Annotated in this window: 16 protein-coding genes; 3 read left to right on the forward strand and 13 right to left on the reverse strand. The window is 39.7% G+C overall.

The window, feature by feature from the left end; all coding sequences use genetic code 11:
* Nucleotides 1-143: 143 nt before the first annotated feature.
* Nucleotides 144-1,457, reverse strand: a complete 1,314-nt coding sequence (ahcY, locus tag AAG807_RS06660; RefSeq protein ID WP_341901802.1) for an adenosylhomocysteinase — start codon at nucleotides 1,455-1,457, stop codon at nucleotides 144-146.
* Between the two features lie 96 nt (nucleotides 1,458-1,553).
* Complete coding sequence (locus AAG807_RS06665; protein ID WP_341901803.1) at nucleotides 1,554-2,330, reverse strand: hypothetical protein; 777 nt, start codon at nucleotides 2,328-2,330, stop codon at nucleotides 1,554-1,556.
* A gap of 71 nt (nucleotides 2,331-2,401) precedes the next feature.
* Here AAG807_RS06665 and AAG807_RS06670 point away from each other — a divergent pair, with 71 nt between their 5' ends.
* Nucleotides 2,402-3,013 carry a TetR/AcrR family transcriptional regulator gene (locus tag AAG807_RS06670; protein WP_341901804.1) on the forward strand — a complete coding sequence of 204 codons (612 nt, stop codon included), beginning with the start codon at nucleotides 2,402-2,404 and terminating at the stop codon, nucleotides 3,011-3,013.
* Here AAG807_RS06670 and AAG807_RS06675 read toward each other — a convergent pair whose 3' ends face one another.
* From AAG807_RS06675 to ftsA, 5 genes are all read right to left on the reverse strand, one after another.
* Nucleotides 3,014-3,718 (reverse strand): hypothetical protein, encoded by a 705-nt coding sequence (locus AAG807_RS06675; RefSeq protein ID WP_341901805.1) that lies wholly within the window; start codon nucleotides 3,716-3,718, stop codon nucleotides 3,014-3,016. It lies immediately after the preceding gene.
* A 62-nt stretch (nucleotides 3,719-3,780) separates the two neighbouring features.
* Nucleotides 3,781-4,623: an alkaline phosphatase family protein gene (locus tag AAG807_RS06680; RefSeq protein WP_341901806.1), complete on the reverse strand. Its 843-nt coding sequence runs from the start codon at nucleotides 4,621-4,623 to the stop codon at nucleotides 3,781-3,783.
* Nucleotides 4,624-4,815: 192 nt separating this feature from the next.
* Nucleotides 4,816-5,268: a GatB/YqeY domain-containing protein gene (locus AAG807_RS06685; protein WP_341901807.1), complete on the reverse strand. Its 453-nt coding sequence runs from the start codon at nucleotides 5,266-5,268 to the stop codon at nucleotides 4,816-4,818.
* An 84-nt stretch (nucleotides 5,269-5,352) separates the two neighbouring features.
* Nucleotides 5,353-6,891, reverse strand: a complete 1,539-nt coding sequence (gene ftsZ / locus AAG807_RS06690) for a cell division protein FtsZ (RefSeq protein ID WP_341901808.1) — start codon at nucleotides 6,889-6,891, stop codon at nucleotides 5,353-5,355.
* 71 nt (nucleotides 6,892-6,962) lie between these two features.
* On the reverse strand, nucleotides 6,963-8,249 hold the full coding sequence (gene ftsA, locus AAG807_RS06695) for a cell division protein FtsA (RefSeq protein WP_341901809.1): 1,287 nt from the start codon (nucleotides 8,247-8,249) through the stop codon (nucleotides 6,963-6,965).
* A 457-nt stretch (nucleotides 8,250-8,706) separates the two neighbouring features.
* On the opposite strand from ftsA, the gene AAG807_RS06700 reads away from it, so the two are divergent.
* Both AAG807_RS06700 and AAG807_RS06705 read left to right on the forward strand, forming a co-directional pair.
* On the forward strand, nucleotides 8,707-10,602 hold the full coding sequence (locus AAG807_RS06700) for a tetratricopeptide repeat protein (protein ID WP_341901810.1): 1,896 nt from the start codon (nucleotides 8,707-8,709) through the stop codon (nucleotides 10,600-10,602).
* Nucleotides 10,603-11,262: a response regulator transcription factor gene (locus AAG807_RS06705; RefSeq protein WP_341901811.1), complete on the forward strand. Its 660-nt coding sequence runs from the start codon at nucleotides 10,603-10,605 to the stop codon at nucleotides 11,260-11,262.
* A gap of 103 nt (nucleotides 11,263-11,365) precedes the next feature.
* On the opposite strand, the gene AAG807_RS06710 is transcribed toward AAG807_RS06705, so the two are convergent.
* The 6 genes from AAG807_RS06710 to AAG807_RS06735 form a co-directional block, all read right to left on the reverse strand.
* Entirely contained in the window at nucleotides 11,366-14,503 is a 3,138-nt protein-coding gene (locus tag AAG807_RS06710) for a hypothetical protein (RefSeq protein ID WP_341901812.1), read from the reverse strand.
* Nucleotides 14,504-14,659: 156 nt separating this feature from the next.
* Nucleotides 14,660-15,466: a hypothetical protein gene (locus tag AAG807_RS06715; protein ID WP_341901814.1), complete on the reverse strand. Its 807-nt coding sequence runs from the start codon at nucleotides 15,464-15,466 to the stop codon at nucleotides 14,660-14,662.
* A gap of 1 nt (nucleotide 15,467) precedes the next feature.
* Nucleotides 15,468-16,832 carry a UDP-N-acetylmuramate--L-alanine ligase gene (murC, locus tag AAG807_RS06720; protein WP_341901815.1) on the reverse strand — a complete coding sequence of 455 codons (1,365 nt, stop codon included), beginning with the start codon at nucleotides 16,830-16,832 and terminating at the stop codon, nucleotides 15,468-15,470.
* 176 nt (nucleotides 16,833-17,008) lie between these two features.
* Nucleotides 17,009-18,112 carry an undecaprenyldiphospho-muramoylpentapeptide beta-N-acetylglucosaminyltransferase gene (murG, locus tag AAG807_RS06725; protein ID WP_341901817.1) on the reverse strand — a complete coding sequence of 368 codons (1,104 nt, stop codon included), beginning with the start codon at nucleotides 18,110-18,112 and terminating at the stop codon, nucleotides 17,009-17,011.
* The gene (locus AAG807_RS06730; RefSeq protein WP_341901818.1) at nucleotides 18,109-19,284 is read right to left on the reverse strand and encodes an FtsW/RodA/SpoVE family cell cycle protein; all 1,176 of its coding nucleotides are present in this window, start codon (nucleotides 19,282-19,284) and stop codon (nucleotides 18,109-18,111) included. Before AAG807_RS06730 ends, murG begins: the two co-directional genes overlap by 4 nt.
* Nucleotides 19,285-19,287: 3 nt before the next feature.
* A complete protein-coding gene (locus tag AAG807_RS06735; RefSeq protein WP_341901820.1) occupies nucleotides 19,288-19,755 on the reverse strand; it encodes a hypothetical protein in 468 nt (155 codons plus the stop codon).
* Nucleotides 19,756-19,764: the final 9 nt, after the last annotated feature.

Below are 19,764 nucleotides of genomic sequence, written 5' to 3' on the forward strand. Positions count from 1 at the left end.
GTTACTTAATGATTAAATAGATAAAAAAGTAGTGTGCAATGCACATCCAAGGGGATTAATCCCCTTGGAAACGCGTGTGCGTGAAACGAAAAAAGGAATCCCTTTCGAGATTCCTTTTCCTATTTTTATCCGGATACTAATTATTAGTATCTGTAAGCATCTGATTTGTAAGGACCATCAACAGTTACTCCGATATAAGCTGCTTGCTCATTTGTTAATGTTTCCAATTCAACACCAATTTTAGCCAAATGTAAACGAGCTACTTTTTCATCCAAATGTTTTGGTAAAACGTATACATCATTCTCATAGTTCTTATGGTTTTCCCACAATTCCAATTGAGCCAATGTTTGGTTTGTAAATGAATTAGACATTACAAATGATGGGTGACCAGTTGCACAACCCAAGTTCACCAAACGACCTTCAGCCAAGATAATCACATCGTGTCCTTTTACATTGTAAATATCCACTTGTGGTTTTACTGTTGATTTTGTAGAACCGTAATTTGCATTCAACCATGCCATATCGATCTCATTATCGAAGTGACCGATATTACAAACGATCGCTTTGTCTTTCATGTTCTCGAAATGACGACCAACGATAATATCTTTGTTTCCAGTTGAAGTAACGATGATATCCGCATTTCCAATAACTGAATCCAGTTTTCTCACTTCATATCCGTCCATTGCAGCTTGCAAAGCACAGATCGGATCAATCTCAGTAACAATTACACGAGCTCCGGCACCACTTAAAGAAGCAGCAGAACCTTTACCAACGTCTCCGTAACCACAAACAACTGCTACTTTTCCAGCCATCATAACGTCTGTTGCACGACGGATTGAATCTACCAACGATTCTTTACATCCGTATTTGTTGTCGAATTTTGATTTTGTAACTGAATCGTTTACGTTGATTGCAGGCATTACCAAAGTTCCGTTTTTCTTACGATCGTACAAACGCAAAACTCCGGTTGTAGTTTCTTCAGATAATCCACGGATTCCAGCAGTTAATTCAGGAAAACGGTCGAAAACCATATTCGTTAAATCACCTCCGTCATCCAAGATCATGTTCAAAGGTTGTCCTCCTTCGAAAGCGAAGATTGTTTGCTCAATACACCAATCAAATTCCTCTTCATTCATGCCTTTCCATGCAAAAACAGGAATTCCTGCAGCAGCAATTGCAGCAGCAGCGTGATCTTGAGTTGAGAAGATGTTACATGAAGACCAAGTAACTTCAGCTCCTAATTCAACCAATGTTTCAATCAGAACAGCTGTTTGAATGGTCATGTGTAAACATCCTGCGATACGTGCACCTTTCAAAGGTTTCTTTGCACCATAATCAGCACGTAATGCCATTAATCCTGGCATTTCAGCTTCTGCTAAAACGATCTCTTTACGACCCCATTCTGCAAGCGAAATGTCTTTTACTTTGTAAGCTAATTTTTCTGTTGTATTGTTCATAAATGATTGTTTGCTCGTTTTTTAGACAACAAAGATAATGCATAGGTTTGGGAATTAAAAATTGAAAAGACTTTTTATATTCTCAATTTTCAAATCTTAATCCTCTTTCGGTTTACCAATCAAATAAAGGATACTCGCGGGTCCTGATTTTTGCCTGCCTACTTTCCAATCGAAGTTTTCATGTCCCTTTACACGGGAGATTAATTCATTCATTTCCGGAATGGTGTATGTTCTTAATGCAGACAAAATCCCATCCAATAGAACAAAAAGTGGAACCAATGGAATCAAATAGGTGAAAACAATTCTTCCAACTGAAAACGGACGAATAAAAGGAGTCATCAACAAGACATTGATCGGAGAAAAAATCATGGCGAGAACACTTTTCACATTGCGCTCCTGTGATTCGAAAATTGCAATCGAACTTTTCGAATCCACTGCATTTTGCAAGATTAGAACGGCGTCTTCTTCTTTGAAATGATGGAGCGACAAAAACTGTGTGCGGACACCTTTCAAGTGCCCCGGAACATTTCTGGCGTCAACCGGTTTTGTTTCATACTTAAAATTGGCAGCCTGTTTACTAGCATAATCAAAGGCTTTCAAATTCGGATAATAATCCGTGAGTACAATTTCCAGATTCGGATGCTTCTCTTCCAAACGTTTGGATAGTTTGAATAAACCACCTCCACCACCGGAAGCTAAATCAATGATTCGCTGCTCCCCACTATTCTCAATTGCTTCTGATAAAAGCGGTGTAATGGCTTTATAAATATCAAACTGATTGGATATAAACTGCAGAAAATCTGTCAAATAATTTCTTAGAAAGCCAGGAAACCAAGATTGATCTTCAAATTCAAATAATTGTTTACGCTTCATAATGGAAATATTTAGTATCTTTAGGTCAAAGGTACTAAAATTATTTGAATTAGGTCAAGATTACTAAAGAAATGAAAACACGAGATAAAATATTACAGACAGCCTTGAACTTATTCAATACTCATGGAGTTCCGAACATAACATTGCGCCGAATTGCCGCAGAGATGTTTATCAGTCAGGGAAACCTAAACTATCATTTCAAGCACCGGGAAGACATTATTGAAGCTCTTTTTTTCCAGTTGATGGAAACATTTGAAGAAGAAAAAGCCAAGTTAGATACCGAGAAAATGGATTTTCAATTTGTCATGGATTCTACCCGAAACGGAATGGAAGCATTGTTCAAATTTCGCTTCTTAATGATTGATTTCAACCAAAATATGCGCGAGAATCCAAAACTGCATGAGCACTTCAAGCAATTGGAGGAAGTTCGAAGAACAACTTATCTCTATTCGTTTGATTTGGCCATTAAAGCTGGAATTATGCGTGCACCCGCTTTTGAAGGTGAATACAATGGATTGAATGAACGCATTCGTGTTTTCAGCGATTACTGGATTGCTTCTGCAGAGGTGTACAACGAACCGGTTGAAACAACAGTTGAAAAATACCACAACTTGTTGGTGGAAATGTTCTTTCCCTATTTCACGAAAGACTCTCAGCGGGAGTTTTTGTTGAAGCGCTTATGATTATTGCTTCTCCAGTTCTTTATAGTTAACATCGTCCGGCCAAAGGTATTGATAATTCGACCAATTCCCGTGTTCCAACTGCTCCAAATCATTCCTTACAATTGTAGAGTCCTCAATAAAAATTTGCAACATAAATTTATCTCTTCTTTCCAAAGTTCTGAAATAAGCTGTTTTCTTATTCAAATCTTGCCGAATACTTTCCAATAATTCTTCGGCTTGTTTCTTATCACCTTCCTGATAAAGAATATAAGCCAGACGATGCACTACAAATACAGGAGAATCATTTGGGTTATCAACCGACATATTGTGTTTGAAGCAATAAAACGTAGATTCCTTCATGAAAGAAATACTTGCTAATAGGATGAACATGAATCCGGTAATCAGCTTTCTAACAAAAGCCTTTTTCTTTAGCTTAAAGGAAAGAATGATTCCCGGCAGAGCCAGTACCAAGCAAAGCCATGCATTCAATTTCATTGCCGGCCAATCCAACCACATAAATAGGTAACCAACACTTAAAAAGCAAAGAGAAAGTGATAACAGTAGCAACTGATAGCTTGTTTTCTTCATCGCCAACCGAACAATCTGGATAACAATATCAGTCAACAATAAAAGCATTCCAAAGATAATTGTCAGGTTACCAAATGGCCAGTGAACCTGAGAAGCTATAAAGGAATAAATAACCAGAATGAGATAAATGATCGGCATAATTTCAAGCTTAGTATACGAAAATAGAAATTCCTCTCAAACCAATGGAATTTTTGTTGAATCTACCTAAACAAATCGACCATAACCTCTCCTTTTCCGGTATCAAAGGAAAAATGAAGCAGTTCCCGAATTGTTGCAGAAATATCAACCTGGTCATATCCTGTATTCAACTGCACATTCCTTTTAAAATCCGGTGACAAAGCAAAAAGCTCGATATGTCTGCAACCTTCACAATTATCTCCATGACTGGTATATCCGCCGGAAATCCCATCGAGGTGTCTTCCATGATCATTTGTAACAATAAGCGTCGTTTTGTCTTTATAATTGGATGAATTCTGAATATAGTTCCAAATCACTCCAATATACTCATCCGTTTTTCGAATAGCATGGATATACCCTATGGAATCGCTTTGATGTCCGAAATAATCCGGATCCTTAAATGCAATCAGCATCAATTTCGGTTGGTTAACTGTCAATGTATTCAATGCAATCTCGAGTGTTATTGAATCCGCCCGGTAACCTCCGGTACCGTCGCCATTAACCCCACAATTGAAAAACGGGCGATAGTGATCCTGGTAATCCGGATAAAGACAGTTCGACAATACCCGCAATTTATCTTTTGATCCGACAATGCAAGATTTCGTGTTCAGTTCATTGGTGCTTTTCAACCATTCCTGAAAAATGGAAGGATAATCCGGGATTTGTGATCCATCATTTGCAATGGATTGATAATTCCCTGTACAAATCGCGGTATGTCCGGGAATAGTCCGTGTTTCACCCAGATTCCTGAAATTGGTGAGTAACACTCCGTATGCGGATAAACTATCTCTGATAGGGATATTGACTCGTAAAGGATCGCCCCAGGTTTCAGAGTAACGTGGACCATCAATTGCAACAATAATCACATATTGGGTTTTGTATTCCCTATATTGGGGCGCTTTTTCGTGTGTACAAGCTATTAACAACACTAACGCACATAAAACCGAAAAAAAACGAAATGTCATACTACAAGATACAAAAAAATCCTCTCAGCTATGGCCGAGAGGATTTTCCAACAATAAAAACAGAGTCTAAGGAAACTCTTGTTTAACAATACATTATAAGTTAGCCAAAGCTTCTTTTACCAACTCGGAAACGCGTTTTCCATCGGCTTTACCAGCCAACTGACCGTTTACCGGCCCCATAACTTTCCCCATATCCTGAGGTCCACTTGCTCCAACCTCAGCAATTTTAGCTGCGATAATTGCACGAACTTCGTCCTCAGACATCATTTTCGGTAAATAGTCTTCTAATACTTTCGCTTGAAACAATTCTTCTTCTGCCAAATCGTTTCTTCCTTGTTCAACATAAATCTGGTAAGTTTCCATGCGTTGCTTGTGAAGTTTCAAAACGATTTTATTCGCTGCTTCTTCTGTCAACTCACCCGAACCACCTGATGTTGCTTCCAGTAATAATTTACTTTTTATATCACGCAAAACTGCCAGGCGTTCTTTCTCCTTAGCAAGCATTGCCGTTTTTATATCCTGATTTATTTTTTCTGTAAAATTCATTTTTTTTTAAAGATTTAAGACTGAAGACACAAGACCATAGACGATTTGTCTTTAGTCTTAAGTCTCTTGTCTATTAAGTCTTATTTAATCTACGTTATCGTGTAAGAACGAGTTGTTTGTCTTGATTCCATCATCGGAAAGTCCGAAACGGCTTACATTGGATTCTTCGCTTTTTACTACCTGATCCAAATGAATGTTTCTTCTAACGAATGCCGGCTCATCTTCCAATTCTTTCAACCCTTCTGCTTTCTTCAATTTGCTGTTGTAATTCTTGATACGTTCCATACGTTCCATATTACGACGTTGCAATTCTTCCGCACTAACAGGAGCTTTTTGAACCACATTTTCCAAATCAACTTTTGTTTCAGCTTCGTCTTCCAAAAAATAACGTTTCGGCTCTTCTTTTTCTTCAACTGAAGGGGTTGACATAGGTGAAGTCATTGGCTTTGCCTCTGATTTCACTTCCCAATCAAATTCAATTGTTCCCGCAGTTGTTGATTTGATTTCTTCCACTTTCGGTTCGGATTTCAAAAAAGGCTCTTCCTCTTTTTTCTCCGCAACAACCTGATGAGTCGGAGATGTCAAAGGAGTTTTGATTTCGTTTTTAGGCTCATCTTCCAAAACAGAAACTGTTCTTTCAGGAGCCTTTTCAAAACCCGTGAACGGCAATGAATTGAATCCGGTTGCAACCAAGGTTACGCTCAATTTGTTTCCTAAGCTTGGATCGTAACCATGACCCCAGATAACATCTGCAGATGATCCGGCTTCTTCCTGGATGTAATCCGTAATCTCACCGATTTCGTCCATTGTTACCTCGATATCACCATATGTGATGTTCAATAAGATATATTTCGCTCCTTCAATATTGTTATCATTCAATAATGGAGAATTTAATGCTTCTTGTACCGCATTGATTGCACGACCTTCACCTTCAGCGACTGATGATCCCATAATTGCGACACCGGAGTTACGCATTACCGTATTCACATCGTTGAAGTCAACGTTGATTGCTCCTGTTGTAGTGATCACATCTGCAATTCCTTTTGCAGCAGTAGCCAATACATTATCCGCCAAAGCAAATGCCTGAGCCAATGACATATTTCCACCGACTTCACGCAAACGCTCATTGTTGATCACCAATAAGGTATCAACACATTGGCGCATCACATCCAATCCTTCTTCTGCCTGTTGACGACGACGACGACCTTCAAATGCGAAAGGAATCGTTACGATACCGACAGTCAATATATTTAATTCTTTAGCTACTTGTGCAATTACCGGTGCGGCACCTGTTCCGGTTCCACCACCCATTCCTGCAGTAACGAAAACCATTTTCGTACCGTTTGAAAGTAAGGCACGAATATCCTCGATATTTTCAACTGCAGCGTTTCTACCAATTTCAGGAATCGCACCCGCACCACGTCCTTCTGTCAGGCTAGGACCTAACTGAATTTTATAAGGCACCGGAGAAATATCCAAAGCCTGACGGTCTGTATTACAAACGATGAAATCAACACCTTTGATTTCTTGATCGAACATGTGGTTTACAGCATTACTTCCACCACCACCAACACCAATCACTTTGATAATTGACGTTGTTCCTTTTGGCAAATCGAACTCCATATGCTTTCTTTTATTGTTGTTGTTATTGTTGTCTTTTTCTATGTCAGAATTTTAATCTTACATAGTTAATACTATTCCTCTTCTGCGAAGAAATTTTTACTCTTTGTTAACAAAGTATCAAAGAAACTTCCTCTTGTTTTTGTAGAATGACCTTTTACCTGTCCTGTTACAGCTTCAACCTGTTTTTGTGGGATATCATTCTCAAATCCTTTCATCACCAACCCGATACCTGTTGCGTACATCGGGGATGTAATTGCTTCAATGGTATTGGTAGATGCCAAATGTTCTGTTGGAAGTCCAATTCTCGTAGTCATCCCTGTCATGTATTCAAACAGTTGAGTGATGTGTTTCAATTGAGACCCACCACCGGTAACTACAATTCCTGCAATCATCTTTTTCTCATATCCGGAATTCACGATCTCGTAATGAACGTGCTCAATGATTTCCTCCATACGGGCTTGGATGATACTAGCCAAATTGCGAAGTGTGATCTCTTTCGGGTCTCTTCCTCTCAAACCAGGAATACAAACCACTTCCGTTTCCAAACTTTCAGAAGCAAGAGCAGAACCGAATTTCACTTTCAACGCTTCCGCATGACGGCGAAGAATCGTACATCCCTCTTTAATGTCATCTGTAATCACATTACCTCCAAATGGAATAACGGCTGTATGACGAATCACTCCTTCATGGAAGATTGCCACATCAGTCGTTCCACCACCGATGTCAACCAAAACTACACCTGCTTCTTTTTCCTCGTCATTCAAAACAGCATCAGCGGAAGCAATAGGCTCCAGGATGATATCTTTCACTTGAAGTCCGGCTTTGTCCACACAAACCTTAATATTTTTCGCTGCATTGATCTGACCCGTGATAATGTGGAAATTCGCTTCCAAACGAACACCCATCATTCCGATCGGATCAATGATTCCCTGCTCATTATCAACAATATATTCCTGTGGCAACACATGGATAATTTCTTCTCCTGGAGGCATTACCAGCTTGTACATGTCATCGATCAATGCATTGATATCTTTCTGAGAAATCTCTGCTTCCGAATTATTCCGGGTATAAATTCCTCTATGCTGTAAACTTTTGATGTGTTGTCCTGCAATCCCAACATTCACTACGCGAATGATCAAATCTGCATCCACACGGTTTTGAGCTTCTTCTACAGCTGACTTGATAGACTGCACGGTTTTCTCAATATTGGACACGATTCCTCTGGCAACACCCAAGGACTCGCTTTTTCCCATGGAAATAATCTCGATTTTCCCATGTTCATTTTTCGTACCAACTAAACATGCAATTTTAGTGGTTCCAATATCCAATCCAACTACAATCTTTTTTCCCGCTGACATATACTCTTCTTTTTCTTCAAGTTACATCCCGATCCGCCGCGGCGGATCGAAACCAAAACCGACCGTTTAGCACTAGTTAAATTGATTTTTATCCAATTAAATCCTGCATTTATCGAATGAAAACCATCACATATCGATGTTTTGGTTCTCACCCATAATACGGTATGTACAAACTTAAATTTTATTTTGCCGTGTTTCCCGTGAATTTAGAATACTTATTAAACAAGTATTGTTAATAAAGATGAGGCGATTTTTCAGTCAAAAACGCTCTTAACCCCAGCAAAAACAACCCTTTTCAACTACATCCTTAATTATCAATCTGTTCACATTTTTTTAAATAAAATTTTTACTTAATTTTAAATGCTACACACGAATGATTATTATCATGCCAAAACGACTTTTAGTTGGCCTAATATTCTTTTTAAATCTGCATCAATTGCATGCTCAAAAATCCGATGTGCAAAGACTTGAGGATTTGAAGATCAAAATCAAGCAAGCAACCTATTATGACAGCTCAACGGTTTTCTCTCTTGGAAAAGAATGCATCCAATTGGCGAAAAAGCTTCGCAAAGAAAATGAAATCGGATATGTCTATCAGTATTACGGAAGCTTTAACTACTATGCAAACGACTTAAAAGAAGCGAAAAAATACTACTACAAAAGCATAGCTGTCGGAGAAAAAACAAAGGATCCGGAACTAGTCAATTCCACCAAAATCCGGCTCAATTTCATCACATTGGATCAAGACGTATTGAAAGCGGAAGATGGTTTCAAAGAACTTCTGCGGGTTGCACAGAAAGGCAAATACATTCAGAACCAATTGGAAATTCACAATGGATTCGGGATCATGTATGAAATGCGGCTGATGTATGACAAAGCCACTGAAAGCTACCTGAGAGGTCTGCGCATTGCTGAAAAGCACCATAAGAAATTTGCCAATGGTTACTTGCTTAACAACCTGGCTTTAATCAAATTGAAAGCAAAAAAATACGACGATGCCAAAAAGGATTTGGAACGCGCCTTGATACTTGCCACGGAAACCAATGAATCAAGATTGCGCTTGAACGTACTGAATAATTTAGGACTCGTCACCCATCAAATAAAGGATTTCAAAGGTTCCATCATTCATTACAAACAAACCGTACTGGAAGCAAAAAAGAATGGTTTTCCGAATGGCATCATAGCGGCTTATGTCAATTTATCGTCTTCCTATTTGGATGACAAACAACTGATTGAGGCTTCTAAAACCAGTGATTCGGCGCTTGCAATTGTTCAAACATATCGCGATCCACTTTATCTCATTACCGCATACACCATGCGAGGGATGGTTTCCACGGAGCAAAAGGATTTTAAAACAGCAGAGCGATGCATTGATTCCATTCAATTTTTTCTTAAATCATATAAGGATCCGAATTTTCGAAAAGACCTAATCGGTTTACAGTCAAAATTGGCTTCTGCTCAAGGAAACTACAAATTAGCGTATGAATTGGAACGTAAATTCAGCGATCTATCTGACAGTATCCGGGAAGTTTCCAACGAAAATGAGCAAACCAGATTACAAACCATTTACGGAAAAGAAAGACTTGAAAATGAACTCACTCATTCCAAACAAAAAAACAAGATCCTGCGAACAAAAGGGGAACTGAAATCAGCAAATTACCGATTTACATTTCTTGTAATTCTATCTATTTTCCTGCTGGCCCTGGCATCTATCTACATCTATAATGTTCGCAAATCCCGAAAAATAAAATCTGTTTTTTCACAAAAACTAATTGAACAAATCGACGAAGAACGCTCCCGGATCTCCAAAGATCTGCATGATGATATCGGTCAGAGTTTAGCCGTCGTCAAATCAAAACTAAATTTATTCGCCACCGGAAAAATTACCAAACTGGAAGGTGTTGATTCGGAAATAGGCGACATCCTGGAACAGACAAGGGTTCTTAGTCATCAGCTTCATCCAACAGCATTGGAAAAAATAGGATTGGAACGTGGCTTGCACTCCATTATTGAAAAAACACAATCGGCAACAGATATGGTCTGTAATTTTGATTTTGACATCGAAGGGAAAGCGATTGATCTGGAAACCAGTTCACAAATCTATCGCATCATTCAGGAGTGCATTTCAAACACCATTAAACATGCTCATGCAAGTGCTTTGAAAGTAAGTGTGGAGCGGAAAAATGGAGAACTCGTCGTTCAATACCGTGACAATGGAATCGGGATTTCAGATTCGCAAGACAAATTAGGACTCGGACTTTTAACGATTCGGGAAAGAACAGCAATCATTGGCGGGCGCTTGGATTTGAAAACAGGAACTAACAAAGGGATTTCTCTGACAATAACCATTTAGATGAAAGTAATTTTAGCAGATGACCATCCCATATTCAGAAGCGGCTTGAAATTCCTTCTGGAATCTTCATTCGACCATGTTGAAATTCAAGCTTATGAAAATGGCTCGCAAGTAGTGGAAAACATCCCACTATTCAACCCGGACATTGTGTTACTCGATATTGATATGCCGGTTCTAAACGGACTGGAAACCTGTTCTATTATCAAGCAGCAATATCCGGATCTGGCAGTTATCATTCTTTCTATTCATAAAACCACCGATGTAATCAAGCTGGCATTTTACAATGGGGCAAGAGGCTATTTGATCAAGGATAACACTTCGGAAGAAATTGTGGAATGTATCAACTGGGTTCTAGAAGGAAAAACCTACTTACCGCTTGTATTGAGAAACCAACACGATAAGCGGGAAATCGACCCTCGGATGGAACTCATTACGGACGAGATTACCTCATTAACCCCTACTGAACTCAAGGTCTTAAAATTGGTCAGTAAAAAATACTCCAGTAAAGAAATTGCCAACCTGCTTTTCGTATCTCCCAAGTCGGTCGAAAATTACAGATCACGTATTTGTAAAAAACTGAATCTGGATGCCAGAAACAACAGTCTGATCCTTTGGGTAATGGAAAACAAATTCCTATTGGATTCCGACCAACTTCAATAAAACAACAAAGAGATCCTATTTTCATAAAATCTCTTTGTTTCGGGGCATAGTTGTGCGTGCTTACGCAAGTAGTAGTAAGTAAAGTAGTGGTAGCGTAATAAATCTAATCCTCCAACATAACTCTTTCCGAAGTCCCGTCTTCGTAAATCAAAATAATCAGTCCTCTTTGGTTTTCAGAAACCCTCTGACCCAATAAATTCGTTCTGCATACAATCGTCTTAGACTGAGTTCTGTTATCAATTGACACCATTTTATCAGCCATTACTTTTTGTCCGTTATTTTCTTTTTGTATTAAACGGTAGTAATTGATCGCGTCGTGATTAAATGAAATATCACGAACAAAATAATAGTGCTTCAATTCATTTGGATCATCACTTGGCTCAACGGTAGAAACCACATCCCAATTAATCCCATCACTACTTCTTTCAAGAATATAGTAATCCAAGTCAATTTCATTCTCAGTAATCCAATACAGGTCATTTTCCGAAGCTTTCTTCTCTCCTTTGAAATCTAATAATCCAACAGGAAGTGGATTACAATCAATCACTGCAATTGAACTCGCAATCGGACATCCATCACAGCGGGTTGCCGTCATCGTATAAGTAGTTGCCGCAGTTGGACTAGCAGTCGCATTCACCGTACTTGCAGTAAATCCGGCTGGTGAAGAAACCCAGGAATAGCTATAAGTTGTATTATCCGTTAACACCACATCATCTATACACGCTGCCGGATTAGCTACCGTTGGACCTCCAATTAACGAATAGCCTGTATTCTTCCATTGATAAACGATCCGAACAGTTTGTCCTCCGTAATTTGCTAAACTTAAAGAGACATTTGAAAATGTTGTTGTTCCAATATAAGGACCTCCAATCAACACATTGGTTGCGCTTGCAGTAATTGCAGTACCAGCAACGGGGGTGAATGAAGTTGGAACCGCCCAAACAGTTAATTCCGCTTGTGCTGACTGTCCATTACATCTCCAATTAAAACTTAAAGTCGGACTGCAATAACTTGTCACCGAATAGTCCTTGTATGCAAAATTGGTAGCCGCCTTTGATCCGAATAAATTCCCAATATCATAATTGTTATTTCCAGCAGCCGTTCCTATGTAGATTGCTTTTGTTCCATTGGCCGCTGCTGCAGTTCCATAATACCATTTATTGTTCGCTCCATTAACTAAAGTAAAAGAATTTGCACTTTCAAAATTTTCAGTTTGCGTTACATAGGTTTCAGCAGGTGCATTGGACGTTAAATTAACAGGAACTCCGGGACATGCATTCGTCGGATTTGCATTGGTAGTCAGTGATGTCAATGGATGAACCGGAACGGTTACATTTGCGGACCCGGTGCAACCAGCCGTTGTACTTACAGCTGTATAAGTTGTCGTTGTGGCAGGCGAAACGGTCAAAGCAGTATTTGCTGTTCCAACAGGAGTTCCAGCCACATTCCAGGTATATGCTGTCATACTTCCTGGTAAAGTCAATGTAACTGAAGAACCTTGACAAACAAACGGAGGAGCTGTAATGCCAAATGTTCCGGAACCAATTGTCACTTTGATATAATCACTTCCCGTACAACCTTGCGCATTGGTGACATTCACCTGATAATAAATCGTTCCTGTTGGACTTGCTGTAAAAGAAGAATTAGTGGCACCACCAATATTTGCCCAGCTTTGTGGCGCTCCCGTTAGCCAATTGGTACTTGTTGTCGATTGCCACTGATAAGTTCCCCCTCCACTCGCATTCAATGTAATTGGAAATCCGGAACAAATCGTTTGATCAGGACCCAAGTTAGGGGTCGGAGAAGCTGCAACTGTAACATTTACTTGATCCGTTGAAGAACAGTTTCCAGAAATAGCAGTCAATGTATAGGTTTGATTTGAACTGGGTGAAACAGAAATAGATGAACCGGTTTGACCTGTACTCCATATGTAACTAGTTCCTCCTGAACCTGTCAATGTAACAGAACCATAACTAGTAATTCCAAATAAGCCGATTGTAGAACACGCTACTTTATCCGGTCCTGCATTCGCGGTAGGAGTGACTAAAGTATTAATCGGATATACCTGATTCAATGGATTTCCGCACATATCATTCATATTGCTGACTGTCATGGAATAATTTCCAGGAGCCATAGCCGGCGAAACCCCAATAACCACGCTATTTGTTTTTCCATTGATACAATTTGTTGTAATCAACGTAACGGTATAACCGGGGATTGCAAAATCGGAAGCCTGCAAGGTATTACAGTCAATATATTCTGAAAAGTTGATTGTAAAAGAAGTGGCAGCAGTACAATTTCCACTATAGGCACTTGTAATGGTTGGCGGAGTATTGTCAACAATATTTACTGTGGATGCTAAATTGTGGAATCCTAAAGTAAATCCGGCATTTGTACCACCATAGTAATTGATACAAAGTGCATATACATGCGTTGTTTGAACAGCTACTAACGAATTGTTTGTAGTACCGGATGCATCTTGCGAATTACTTGACCCGGATGAGTTTAAACCAGTAGCTCCCTGAGTTGCAGAAAAATTACAAGAGAGCTGTGTCTTATTTGCACAACCGGTTGTAATATCCCATAACACAAAATCGTAATCCGTAGATCCTGTGGGGTTAATCATGAAATCCAAATTCCCATTCGTTTGAGGGGAAAAAGAATACCAAACAGAACCACCGCTTCCTGTACCTGAATAACATCCTCCGTTATCATCATTTACATTTCCGGTATTTTCATATTGATTTGCAGAAGTATTCACCGTCAGGTTACTACATAATGGAATCGCTCCAATACAATCACTTTCTGGTAATGTTACTTTTTCAAGTGCTTCCTGGATCGGAATCGGTTGAACAATTCCTGAAAATCCGGCTGCTGATCCTACAGATGACTTGGGGTCATATACAATTGTAAATGACTTCCCATAAAAATCCATCGGTTTATATATTCCGTCGTAAAGTCCGATTAATTGGAGCGTGTCTTCTCCTTTGTAGATTCGCAACTCGCCCCCACTGGGAATATCAATCGCTGTAAAAAAAGCGTGAATATAACCAGTAGGAGCCTTAATAGTTGCTTGCAAATATTCATTTGGCATCTCTCCATTTTCACCTCCTTGATCAAAGAAGCGTCCACTACCAAGTTGAATGGTTTGCAGATGATTTAACGTAACATCTTGTTGTGCTACAGAACTAAAATACACAACAGTAATAAAAAAAAGTAGTAGTAGATTATTACGTTTCATCTATGCTTTACAATTACTTGACTTAAGTTTAATAAGGCAAAGCTAAACGCACAACACTACATAATAAAGAGGGCTAGCCCCTCAAAAAAAAGTTACTAAAGTTTAGTAATAGAAAATTCCCACAATAAGTGATTACTATTGTGTAAAAATAAACAATTAAAGGGTGTCTCGGAGGTAGGTACACACCACTTGGTTGCGGTATTTGAGATTAATTGTCTTGTATTTGTTCCATCCCACGTATGGTAAACCATTGGTATAAAACACGACCAGTTTCTTCAATTTTTCGGTAATATCTCTTTCAGATGGAGCTGGTCCCAATACAATTCGTTGAGCTCCCACTCTAGGTATCAAAATGAAATCTCCCCACCTGTCACGATGCACCTGACTTATTTGAGCAGTTAAAAACGCATTCTCGTGAATCACTTTTGCGATGTGAAAGATCTCGTCCAGATTACGTTCGTTCTTCAATTTCGGATTCGCTTCAATATCACTAACAAGCAGTGTATCTGATTTATCTTTGATATTCCCTGTAAAAACGAGTATTCTGGCAGTGAAATTAGGTGAAGGATTCATGGTTGCTCCTTTTGAATCCACATAAAAGCTTTCCCCAAATTGGTTAAAGATGCGCGCGTAAGGCTGCCTCACTTTCAATTTGATTCCCCAATTTCCTCCCAATTGTTTGAATACATTCACTTCCTCGACTTCATGCATCTTCCGGATATTCTCCTCGATCGCTGTGGTATTCAGATTTTTCATTTGCTGATTCGGATAGAAGAGATTCAACCTTTTCAAACGGACAAGTAGTTCAGTTTCGGTCAAAAAGGCATTTTCATCCACTACCGAAATAGAAATATTCGGATTTTTAACGATTGCCTCATTCTGATTTTTGCGCGCCAAAAACAGTACCGCAATAACGGCAACAGCAAACAAAGCCCAAGCTACTATTTTCAGTTTTCCTTTCAAATCAGTTTTTTTCCAATCTCTTTTTCATTTCCGGAACAATTCGGTCTATATCTCCTGCACCAATCGTCAGAACCACTCCATCTTTAATCTCGTTTGCAAATTCAAGTACTTGCTCCGGAGTTTTCAAACTTGCTTTTGCACCGATCTTTCGCACCAACTCATCGCTGGTAACACCTGGAATCGGTTCTTCCCGTGCAGGATAAATCGGTAGGATGATCGCCTCATCCAATTTAGCCAATTCCTTCACAAATCCATCTTCAAAATCCCGGGTCCGCGAAAACAAGTGTGGCTGGAAAATTCCAATCACCTTCTTAGTCGGATATAATAGACGAATAGAGGAAACCAATGCAGCAATTTCAGTTGGATGATGTGCGTAATCATCTATGTAAATCAATTTTTCACTTCGAACCTGATATTCAAAACGTCTTTTGACTCCTTTGAAATCTTTCAATCCCGAACGAATTTCTTCTTCTGAAAGCCCTAACTCTTTACACATGGTTGCTACCGCCAAGGCATTTTCAGCGTTGTGAATACCCGGAAGTCCGAGTGACACTGCTTTCCATATTTCCGAGCCAAAGTGAATATCTAGATAGAATTCACCTTTTTCATAGTGAAGGTTCGTTCCAAAAACCTGCGCTTTTGGCTCATTAATCCCATAAGAAATCCCTCTAAATCCAGTCTGATGAAGTGGCAGACCGTATTTATAAACCAGCAAGTGATTTTCCTTGTGCTTATCCGCATATTCCTGAAATCCTGCAATAAAGGATTCGGTTGTCCCGTAAATATCCAGATGATCCGGATCCATTGCCGTAATAATACTTGCAACTGGTTTCAAGCGGAGGAATGAACGATCAAACTCATCCGCTTCAATGACTGAATAATCAGCTGAAGGGTTCACCAGGACGTTCGAATTGAAGTTGGAGGAAATTCCCCCCAAAAAAGCAGAGCATTTCAAATGTGACTGACTTAATACATAAGCCAACATGGTGGAAGTGGTGGTCTTGCCATGCGTTCCGGCAACTCCTAATCCTTTGCTAGTTTGGGTAATCAATCCCAGTACTTCGCTTCTCTTTAATACTTTATGATTTTGCTGTACGAACACCAACTCCCCCATATTTTTGGGAATTGCCGGTGTATAAACAACGAGTGTCGAGTCAATATCCTGATATGCGGTAGGAATGTTGTTCCCTAAATCTTCAAAATGCACTCCTATTCCTTCCTTCTGTAATTCATCAGTCAATGGAGAAGGCGTTTTATCATAACCAGCCACATCAAAGCCTTTCGCTTTGAAATAACGCGCCAAGGCAGACATTCCGATTCCGCCAATGCCTATGAAATAAAAGCGTTTTATGTTATCCAATTCCATTTTTTCAAACTTCCCCCTTTGGAGGGGGACTGAGGGGGAGGATTTATCAGATCATCTTGACAAAATTTCTTCCCGCCGGTTAACCAATCATTCTATTTATCAATTTTTCAAGTTCGGAAAACAATAAACATTTCCTCCCCCTTTATCCCCCTCCAAAGGGGGAAACAAATTCGTCCCTACGCCAAATTTTCAATTACGTCTACAATATCTGTTGTTGCATTTGGTTTTGCCATGCGTTTAATCGCAATGCGCAACTCATGCATCTGATCTTCTTCTTTCAATAATTCAAGCGCCTTAGAAATCAACTGGTCTTTCGCTACCGAATCCTTGATCAGGATTGCAGCTTTTGAATTTACCAGGGCCATTGCATTCTTCGTTTGGTGATCATCGGAAACATTCGGAGAAGGAACCAAAATAGTTGGTTTCCCCACAATGCACAATTCGGAGATTGACAATGCGCCGGCTCTCGAAATAATGACATCCGCAACACCATAAGCGGCATCCATCCGCGCGATGAAATCGGTTAAATAAATCGGAGCTTTTTTATGTGCTTCCAACTCTTCCCGCATCGATTCAAAATAGTATTTTCCGCACTGCCACAAAATTTGTGTATCTGCTGCATCCAACAAATTCATTCCATGAAGAACCGCTTCATTCAGTGTCCGTGCACCTAAGCTCCCTCCCATTACCAGAATGGTCTTCTTAGCGGGATCCAAACTCGGGAATTCCCTGAAGGCATCTTCCCTATTGCGGGAAGTTTGATTGAGTTCCGCCCGGACCGGATTCCCTGTCAAGCGAATAGTTGCCGGAGGAAAGACGCTTTCCAATCCTTCGTAAGCTGTGCATACTGCTTTCACTTTTTTAGAAAGCAGGCGATTTGTTTTTCCCGGATAAGAATTCTGCTCTTGAATCAGTGTCGGAATACCTAAACGCTGCGCCATTTTCAAGGTCGGACCGCTTGCGTAACCACCCACTCCAATCACCACTTCAGGTTTAAAGTCCTTCAAGATTTTCTTTGCCATTGAGAGGCTTTTCATCAATTTGAAAGGAAGAGCCAGATTCTTCAACGTTAACTTCCGTTGCAAACCTACAATGGGCAACCCTACAATCTTATATCCTGCAGCCGGAACCCGTTCCATTTCCATTTTCCCTTCCGCTCCTACGAAAAGGATTTCCACATTCGGATTGCGTTTTTTGATCTCATTGGCAATTGCCAATGCCGGAAAGATGTGTCCACCTGTTCCACCACCTGATATCACTATTTTTTTTAATTCTTTCATGCAAAAACACTTTCAGATTCCACAGAAACTTTTTCTTCTTGTTTTTGGGCAACTCCTTGCACAATTCCAATTCCTATACATGCCATAATCATGGCAGATCCTCCCATTGCAAGGAATGGCATGTTTTGACCCGTAACCGGAAAAATCCCGGTACAAACCATCATGTTCACTGCTGCTTGGGAAAGGAGCAAAATTCCGATTCCCAAACAGACATAGGTCTCAAAGAGCTGTTCCGACCGGAGGGCAATCCGCATGATGCGATAAAGCATAATGAGGTAAAGCAGAACCAGAATCATTGCGGCAAACGAACCGAACTCTTCCACAAAGGATGCGAAGAAAAAATCGGCATAAGCTTCCGGGATAAACTCCTTTACTTTTCCTTTCCCAACTCCCTGACCAAAAAAGCCTCCCAAATAAATGGCTTGTTCTGCACTTTTAGCCTGCATATTTCCCGGAGCATCAATATCATCCGCATTTTCATAGCGGTTCGTAATACGATTCATCCAGGTTTCGTAACGTGGTAAAATATTCAGATCCGGCAAAGCCTTATGCAATCCAACTGCCATTACGAATAACAGTATTCCTGCAAAAATGACTGAAAAGAGCTTGGAAAAAGGTACCCTTCCGAGGAAAAGCAACATAAAGCTGATCATGAACAGTATGGCAGCCGTTGAAAAGTTATCCTTAACAATCAACCCACAAATAATAACTATCGGTGCCATAACCGGTAAAAAGCCTTTTTTCCAGTCATTCATCTCGTCTTTCTTTTTGACCAGCATTCTTGAAACATAAATCAGCAAAGCTAATTTGGCAAAATCCGAAGACTGAAAGGTCAACCCCACAAAAGGGATCTTCACCCATCGACCCGCTTCATTCACCTTGGTTCCGAAGAAAAGTGTAAAAATCAACAAGGCAATTGAGCCGTAATAAATGATTTTGGACATTTTGGAAATGTACATCGGATCCCGTTTATGAACCCAATACATCGCCAAAACAGCCAAGAGTATATAAATAAAATGCTTGAACAAATACTTGAATGGTGTTCCCCCTTCAATCTTCACTAAGATCGGAACGAAACTGTACACAGAAACCAACGAAAACCCAAGCAAGATGAGTGTAATCACCCAAATCACCAAATCTCCTTTAAAGTGTTTTCTTAGAAACTGTACCATTTTTTATTGATGTAGCTTAACAAAGTTTTCAAAAACCTCCATTTTTGTCTTCCATTCATTTCCCTGAACGGTAAAGAGTAAAATGTGTCTTGCTTGTTTTGTTTTTTTCAAAAATTCCAAAGCATCCTCCAATGATTCAGTTCCTGTAACCAAAGGCATCAAGGAAATGATATCGGATGGAATTGAAAGTTGCGGATTGTCAAATTGAGCACACCACTGAATGGAGCGCAACGTTTCCGGATCCACTTGAGCCATTTCTTGAATGCTCACTTCATTCGATAACCAAAAAACAGGAAATGGAAATGTAGAAATTGTTGCAGAAAGTTCAACAACCGATGGTTTATACCATGTAAACACATCCATTCCCCAGAGTTTCCCCAATGGTCTCAGGGCCATTCTCTCAGCTGCTTCCAGGGACTCCTTTCGAGCTTGAAGCAGTTGAGTCTGCTGATCAACCTTTTTAATTTCCATGACTTACCG

This window comes from Fluviicola taffensis DSM 16823 (assembly GCF_943372375.1).
Taxonomy (GTDB): Bacteria; Bacteroidota; Bacteroidia; order Flavobacteriales_D; family Crocinitomicaceae; genus Fluviicola; species Fluviicola taffensis_A.

Excerpts from the sequence above, each read along its gene's own strand:
- ahcY (WP_341901802.1), bottom strand. The coding sequence starts at position 1,457 with ATGAACAATACAACAGAAAAATTAGCTTACAAAGTAAAAGACATTTCG.
- AAG807_RS06665 (WP_341901803.1), bottom strand. The coding sequence starts at position 2,330 with ATGAAGCGTAAACAATTATTTGAATTTGAAGATCAATCTTGGTTTCCT.
- AAG807_RS06670 (WP_341901804.1), top strand. The coding sequence starts at position 2,402 with ATGAAAACACGAGATAAAATATTACAGACAGCCTTGAACTTATTCAAT.
- AAG807_RS06675 (WP_341901805.1), bottom strand. The coding sequence starts at position 3,718 with ATGCCGATCATTTATCTCATTCTGGTTATTTATTCCTTTATAGCTTCT.
- AAG807_RS06685 (WP_341901807.1), bottom strand. The coding sequence starts at position 5,268 with ATGAATTTTACAGAAAAAATAAATCAGGATATAAAAACGGCAATGCTT.
- ftsZ (WP_341901808.1), bottom strand. The coding sequence starts at position 6,891 with ATGGAGTTCGATTTGCCAAAAGGAACAACGTCAATTATCAAAGTGATT.
- ftsA (WP_341901809.1), bottom strand. The coding sequence starts at position 8,249 with ATGTCAGCGGGAAAAAAGATTGTAGTTGGATTGGATATTGGAACCACT.
- AAG807_RS06705 (WP_341901811.1), top strand. The coding sequence starts at position 10,603 with ATGAAAGTAATTTTAGCAGATGACCATCCCATATTCAGAAGCGGCTTG.
- AAG807_RS06710 (WP_341901812.1), bottom strand. The coding sequence starts at position 14,503 with ATGAAACGTAATAATCTACTACTACTTTTTTTTATTACTGTTGTGTAT.
- murC (WP_341901815.1), bottom strand. The coding sequence starts at position 16,832 with ATGGAATTGGATAACATAAAACGCTTTTATTTCATAGGCATTGGCGGA.
- murG (WP_341901817.1), bottom strand. The coding sequence starts at position 18,112 with ATGAAAGAATTAAAAAAAATAGTGATATCAGGTGGTGGAACAGGTGGA.
- AAG807_RS06730 (WP_341901818.1), bottom strand. The coding sequence starts at position 19,284 with ATGGTACAGTTTCTAAGAAAACACTTTAAAGGAGATTTGGTGATTTGG.
- AAG807_RS06735 (WP_341901820.1), bottom strand. The coding sequence starts at position 19,755 with ATGGAAATTAAAAAGGTTGATCAGCAGACTCAACTGCTTCAAGCTCGA.